The sequence below is a fragment of the Tissierella sp. genome (assembly GCF_052089545.1).
Lineage (GTDB): Bacteria > Bacillota > Clostridia > Tissierellales > Tissierellaceae > Tissierella_A.
This window is the reverse complement of sequence record NZ_JBQDAA010000074.1, coordinates 2,048-9,217: the sequence shown is the minus strand read 5'-3', so window position 1 is coordinate 9,217 and position 7,170 is coordinate 2,048. Positions and strand designations below refer to the sequence as shown.

Below are 7,170 nucleotides of genomic sequence, written 5' to 3'. Positions count from 1 at the left end.
TTCTAGTTTTAGCACCTAAGAGGTTAAGAGAAAACTGGACCGTCTATACACAAAATGATGTTCGTAATGTATTAGCTGATGATCGCTTTAATTATGATGTATTAAATCATACGGATTTAAGCCGATACGATGGATTTTCAGGAGATATTGATTTAAAAACAATTAATTGGGGAAACTATGATTTAGTAGTTATTGATGAGTCGCATAACTTTAGAAATAATAATCCGACTAAAGATGATCGCATGACTCGTTATGAACGACTAATGGAAGAGATTATTAAAAAAGGTGTCAATACTAAAGTGCTTATGTTATCTGCAACACCTGTTAACAATCGAATGAATGATTTGAAGAATCAAATAGCTTTTATAACGAATGATAACCCACAAGCGTTAGACGCATACGGAATAGATGATCTTGATAATGAATTAAGGTTAGCACAAGCGCGTTATAATGAATGGTCGAGTTTAGAAGAAAAACAAAGAACGACAAGCCGATTTCTTGAAATGGTTAATCCTGGGTACTTTAAAATACTAGATTTATTGACGATTGCTCGTAGTCGTAAGCATATTATCAAGTATTACAATACCAAAGAAATTGGTGAGTTTCCAAAACGATTAAAACCCATTTCTATTAAGTCTGATATCGATATCCAAAAAAAAGTTTCATCAATAAAAGAGGTTAATGATGAAATTAAATCATTAAATTTATCAATATACCAACAGATGGCTTATGTACTGCCGACTCGAAAGGCTCGTTATGAAGATCTTTATGATACCCAAACATCAAGAGGAGTATTTAGACAAGAAGATCGTGAAACAAGTTTATTAAAACGATTAGAAAGTTCAGTTCATTCATTTACATTGACGGTTTCGAGAATGGTCACTCAAATTGAAAATATCCTTGAAGTGATTTCTAAAAGTCAAAATAATGAAATTAAATTACCATCTTTAATCAATTATGATGATGAAGAATTAGAGACAGCATTTGAAGACTATTCAGTGGGTAAAAAAAATAAAATACTTTTAGGTGACATGGATCTTCATCGCTGGAAGATGGATTTAGAAGAAGATTTAGTGAAGTTAAAACAAATTCAGCAAGGAGCAAGGTCAGTAACACCTACTAGAGATGAAAAATTAAACGATTTGCTTCGACTAATTGATAATAAAATTAAAAATCCTATTAATGAAGGAAATAAAAAAGTATTGATATTTACAGCCTTTGCGGATACCGCAAATTATCTATATGAACATGTATCAGACTATGTAAAAAATAAACATGACTTAAATGCTGCTTTGATAACAGGTGGAGGAACGAATAAGACAAATATGTCAGGCATTAAAGTAACAAATATGGAAGACATCTTAGTTAACTTCTCACCAATATCAAAGCATCGGAATAAAATTGATGCGGCTGCTTCGGAAGAGATAGATATTTTAATCGCAACTGATACAATTTCTGAAGGACAAAACTTACAAGATGCGGATTACTTAGTGAATTATGATATTCATTGGAATCCGGTACGAGTGGTTCAGCGGTTTGGACGAATTGATCGAATCGGTTCCAAAAATACTCAAATCCAATTAGTCAATTTTTGGCCGAATATGGAACTAGATGAATATATTAATCTAGAAAATCGAGTCCGTGGAAGAATGGTTCTTTCCAATGTATCTTCGACTGGTGAAGATGATGTAATTAATGAGGAAGCGGACAAAAAAGATATGAACGATATGAATTATCGTCGCAAACAAATGCAGCAACTTCAAGAACAAGTAGTAGATTTAGAAGACGTGGACGGAGCGATATCAGTAACAGACTTAACATATAATGAGTTTAAATCTGATTTGTCTGAGGCTTTAAAAAATTCTGAAAAAGAACTCGTAACTGCGCCAACCGGGATGTATGCTATCACGAATGCAGACTTACTAGAAGAGGCAGAACCAGGGATTATCCTTACGCTAAAACAGCTTTCAAATGAAGATAAAGAACCAACAGGCCTTTATCCTTACTTAGTCATTTATATGAGACAAGATGGTTCAATAAAATTAAATCATTTACATGCCAATCAAATATTAAGTATTTATAAAAAGTTAGCTAAAGGTAAGAATACTGTTTTTCAATCACTAGTTGATCAATTTAATAGTGAAACTCAAGAAGGGAAAAATATGGAAGAATATTCCTATTTGCTCACACAAGCTCTTGAAGAAATTAAAGGAAAAACAGAAGAAGTGGGGATACAATCCTTATTTGCACCTGGAGGAACACACTTTGAATCAGCAGATAATCTAAAGATAGAAGATTTTGAGTTGATTTCATTTTTAATTATAAGGGAGTAGTGATGAATGGATATTGATCAATTATTTGAAATAACAAAACTTCCAGTAAAATCAAAACAGCGATCGAATATTCCTAAAAACGCGATATATCCTCAGCTAAATACAACAGAGGATAAAGATTTGATACAGGATAGCGTTCAATCGATCTATTTAATAGCTATCTTAAACGAACAAACGACGAACTTAGCTGTTTATGAATCCGATGCTGAATATTTTAATGAAATTTTCTTTATACATGTTCATATGCGTGAGAAGGATAAGGAAGAGAAAGTATTCAATATATTAACTCGTATTTTCCCCTATCCTATAATTGTTGTCTTTAACTTTGAAGAATACTCAACTATTCATACCGGAAAATATGATAAAAGACTGATTAATGGTGTGCCTAGTGTTAAGGTTACTAAATCATATTCTTCAAAAAAGTATTCTGAACAGGAAATGAATCAACTGTTTGAACGTATCAATCTAAATCAACTTACACAAAGAAATTTTAAGGAATTATATCTATGGATACAGGAAAACATATTAGGTGATACTTTAAATTTTGTGGCACAAGAGAATAGTAAACCAGTTCTTTTATCTGCGGATGAACGAGATGAAATTAATCAATTAGAAAAAGATATTGATCGACTAAAAATAGAAATTAAAAGAGAAGAGCAAATAAACAAGATTATTCCTTTACAATATGAATTAAATAAAAAGAAAAAACAACTTGAACAGATCACTAAAAGAGGAGAATAATAAATGTCAGACTTAAAACCAATGAGTGGAGAAACTCTAGAGCTTACTAAAAAAAATATAGATAAATTGAAGGAACTTTTTCCAGAAGTCTTAACTGAAAACCAAATTGATTTTGAAAAACTACGATTAATTTTAGGTGATGAGGTCAATGACAAACCGGAAAAGTACTCCTTTACTTGGAATGGAAAAAATAATGCAATTAAAATAGCCCAACAACCTTCAACAGGTACATTAAGACCTAATAAAGAAAACTCAAAGAATTGGGATACAACTGAGAATTTATTTATAGAGGGCGATAATTTAGAGGCTTTAAAACTGCTCCAGAAATTTTACGCTGGAAAAGTTAAAATTATTTATATTGATCCGCCTTACAATACTGGAAAAGATTTTGTTTATAAAGATGACTTTAAAGATAATTTACAAAATTATTTTAAACAAACCGGTCAAGTTGATGATGATGGTAATAAACTAGCAACAAATACTGAATCATCTGGAAGGTTTCATACGGATTGGTTGAATATGATGTATCCACGATTAATTTTAATGAAAAATTTATTAACTGATGATGGTGTTATATATATAAGTATTGACGAAAATGAATCTGATAATTTACGTAAAATACTGGATGAAATATTTGGGGAAGATAACCGATTATCCACTCAGTATATACAGGTTAGATACTCTAATAAATCTTTAAATGAAAAGAATGATTGGCAACCTGTAGTGGAACAAGTTTATATTTATGCAAAAAACAAAAAAAATTTTACTGCTAAAAAACCAGAACAAGAGTATTCTTACGATAAATTTATATATGAAATCGAAGAATTGACAGAGGGAGTCCATACAAATTTAGGTGGAAAAGATACAATAATATTTCCAAAAAATGAATGGAAAATTAAAAAGCATAAAAAAGGTAGTGAAAAATTACTTAAAGAGACTTGGGCAAGTGGCTCAGTTATATCTGGGAATTCTAGTGGAAAATTTTCAAATAGTTATATTACTCCAAGAGCTGAAAAAAATAATGAGTATGGCTATTTATACAAAGTTGAAGGAATAGGAGAAGATGGGTTAGGATATAGATATTTTACAGGCCCATCTAAACCTGGTAACATCAGAGGAAAATTTTTCTCAGGGGTCCCAACAGATAGACTTGAAGAGGCCGAAGAAGGGACATCAATCAAGTACAGTCCAATCCCAAATTATTATGATTTTAGTGGAGACTTTGGCAACATAAGGCATGAGGGAGAAGTTGCATTTAATGATGGGAAAAAACCAGTACGTTTATTAGAACAGTTATTTAACTATACTCATACAGAAGATGCAATTATTTTAGATGCTTTCGCTGGTTCATCATCTACTGCTCATACGGTTATGAATATGAATTCTAAGGATAATATGAATCGTAAGTTTATTATGATCCAGTTACCAGAAGTTGCAGAAGATAATAGTGATGCTAAAAATGCTGGATATGATACTATAGCAGAATTAGGAATTGATAGAATCAAAAAATCTGGAGAAAAAATACTGGAAAATAGTAAATATAATATTGATGTGGGCTTCAAAAATTTAAAGTTGGATAATTCAAATATACAAAAATGGAACATTGATTCTGAAAATATCGAAGAATCATTGTTTTCAATGGAAAATAACTTTGTTGAGGGACGCTCTCATACAGACATCGTTTATGAAATACTTCTTAAGCTAGGATTGAATTTGAATATACATTTCGCAGAGAGTACAGTTGGGGGTTCTACTGTATACGACGTGGCATTCGGAAATGTTTATATAGTCTTAGGTGAGAATATCACTCAAGAAGTGGCTAAGTATATTGCTAATAAACAAAAAGAATATGAAAATGAAAATCCTTCAGTTGTCTTTAATGATAACGGATTTAAGAATGACAACGAAAAATTGAATTCTATTGAAATACTTAAAAATAATGGATTTAATGAAGAACAGTTAATGAGTATTTAAAGGAGAGAACATTAGTGAGAATTAAATTCGATCAACTCGATTATCAAGATGAAGCTGTTAATTCTGCAGTAAATACTCTTGAAGGACAACAAATCCGGAAATCAGAATTCACAATTGTAGAAAGTGGCCCTATGTCTATAGGTGATACACAGACTACTTTAATACCCGAAAATCAAACTGAATTATTTGGAGAAACTCAGTCTATTGGAGTAGGAAATCGTATCATTATCGATGATGAACGTTTATTACAAAACATAAACAAGGTCCAAATAAAAAATGGAATAGCTCCATCAGAAGAATTGTATGGAAATAATAATGCTTTCCCTCAATTCAATATTGAAATGGAAACAGGTACTGGTAAAACTTTCGTTTATTTGAAGTCTATCTTAAAAATGCATCAAAAGTATGGCTTCACTAAGTTTGCAATTATTGTACCATCTATAGCAATTAAAGCCGGTACAATAAAAAACTTAGAAATGACAAAAGAGTTTTTTAAACGTGAGTTTAATGGCGTAATTTATAATTATTTTGAGTATGACAGTAATAACTTAGGAAGAGTTCGAGAATATTCACAATCATCAAATATCGATATTATGGTTATTAATATTCAAGCATTTCGTTCTGAAGCAGGATCTAAAACAGATAATAAAGGTAATAGAAATATAATTTATCGTGAAAGTGATCAAATTGGAGGAAATCGACCGATTGATTTAATTTCTTCCACAAATCCAATAATAATTATTGATGAACCGCAATCTGTAGATAACACGCCATTATCTAAACAAGCCATTAATAATTTAAGACCTTCTTTAGGATTTAGATATAGTGCCACACATAGAGATACTTCATATCCGACACTTTATCGTTTAGGAGCCGTTGAAGCTTATGATCAAGAATTAGTTAAACAAATTGAAGTAGCGAGTGTAACTGCAGATGATGATGGTAATGAAGCGTATATGCGCCTAATTTCAGTGGACCATAAAAAGAATATCACAGCTAAAATGGAAGTATATCAAGAAACCAAAGGCAAAATTAGCAAAAAAATACTAACTTTCCGTAAAGGCGATGATATGCAGAAGAAAACTAGGCTCCCTGCTTATCAAAAAATAGGATTTATTAATGATATAGATGCAACGCCTGGGCAAGAAGCGGTCTACTTTTCTGGAGAACCAAGCTATATAACTTTAAATGCTGCTATTCAAGAAGACTTAGACATCAAACGTATTCAGATACATAATACGATTAAAGCTCATCTAGATAAAGAATTGCTATTAAATCCTAAAGGAATTAAAGTGCTGAGTTTATTTTTTATTGATCAAGTAGATAAATACAGACAGTATGATGAGGACGGAAATGAATTGCTTGGTGAATATGCACAGATATTTGAAGATGAATATAATAAATTAATTGCACAACCACGTTATCGTTCACTTCACCAAACAAATGTTGGAACCAATGAAGTCCATGATGGTTATTTTTCAGTGGATAATAAAAATCGTGTAAAAGATACGCGCGGGGGAACCATTGCCGACGAAACAACCTATGAAATTATTATGAAAGATAAAGAAGGCCTATTGACTTTTTATGACGAAGAGAGAGGGAATATTAGTCGAGCAAATAAAATACGGTTTATTTTCTCTCATTCTGCTTTAAAAGAAGGTTGGGATAACCCGAATGTATTCCAAATTGCAACACTAGTAGAAACTCAAGATACAATCACAAAGAGACAAAAAATTGGACGTGGTTTACGAATAGCTGTAGATCAAAAAGGCGAACGTACATCAGGTTTCGATATAAATACTTTAACAGTGATGGCAAATGAAAGTTATGAAGAGTTTGCAGATAGCCTACAATCCGAATATGAAGAAGACGGAATCCGTTTTGGTATTTTTGAAGAGGAAACTTTTGCGACTATTATTGTTGAAAAAGATAATTTGACTGAAGATATTAAAGTGTTTGGGAAGACTAAATCCAAAAAATTAGTTAAAGAATTGAAAGAAAATGATTATGTGAACTCTAATAATCGGGCAACGGATAAATTAAGACAAGCCATTAAAGATGAAGAGCTTATTTTATCAGAAGAATTTGCACCTTATGAAAAACAAATTATAGAGATAGCAAA

4 protein-coding genes are annotated in these 7,170 nt (G+C 31.5%); all 4 read left to right on the top strand.

The genetic code is table 11. The features are described from left to right. A partial coding sequence (locus ACTHW2_RS06965) for a helicase-related protein (protein WP_442263237.1) occupies positions 1–2,333 on the top strand: 2,333 nt, incomplete at its 5' end. A 6-nt stretch (positions 2,334–2,339) separates the two neighbouring features. Next, positions 2,340–3,074 carry a DUF4391 domain-containing protein gene (locus ACTHW2_RS06960; protein ID WP_407089263.1) on the top strand — a complete coding sequence of 245 codons (735 nt, stop codon included), beginning with the start codon at positions 2,340–2,342 and terminating at the stop codon, positions 3,072–3,074. A gap of 3 nt (positions 3,075–3,077) precedes the next feature. Continuing rightward, positions 3,078–5,048, top strand: coding sequence for a site-specific DNA-methyltransferase (locus ACTHW2_RS06955; protein WP_407089262.1), 1,971 nt, complete (start codon positions 3,078–3,080; stop codon positions 5,046–5,048). Positions 5,049–5,062: 14 nt separating this feature from the next. Beyond that, on the top strand, positions 5,063–7,170 hold a 2,108-nt coding region (locus tag ACTHW2_RS06950), incomplete at its 3' end, for a DEAD/DEAH box helicase family protein (RefSeq protein WP_442263236.1).

Excerpts from the sequence above, each read along its gene's own strand:
- ACTHW2_RS06960 (WP_407089263.1), top strand. The coding sequence starts at position 2,340 with ATGGATATTGATCAATTATTTGAAATAACAAAACTTCCAGTAAAATCA.
- ACTHW2_RS06955 (WP_407089262.1), top strand. The coding sequence starts at position 3,078 with ATGTCAGACTTAAAACCAATGAGTGGAGAAACTCTAGAGCTTACTAAA.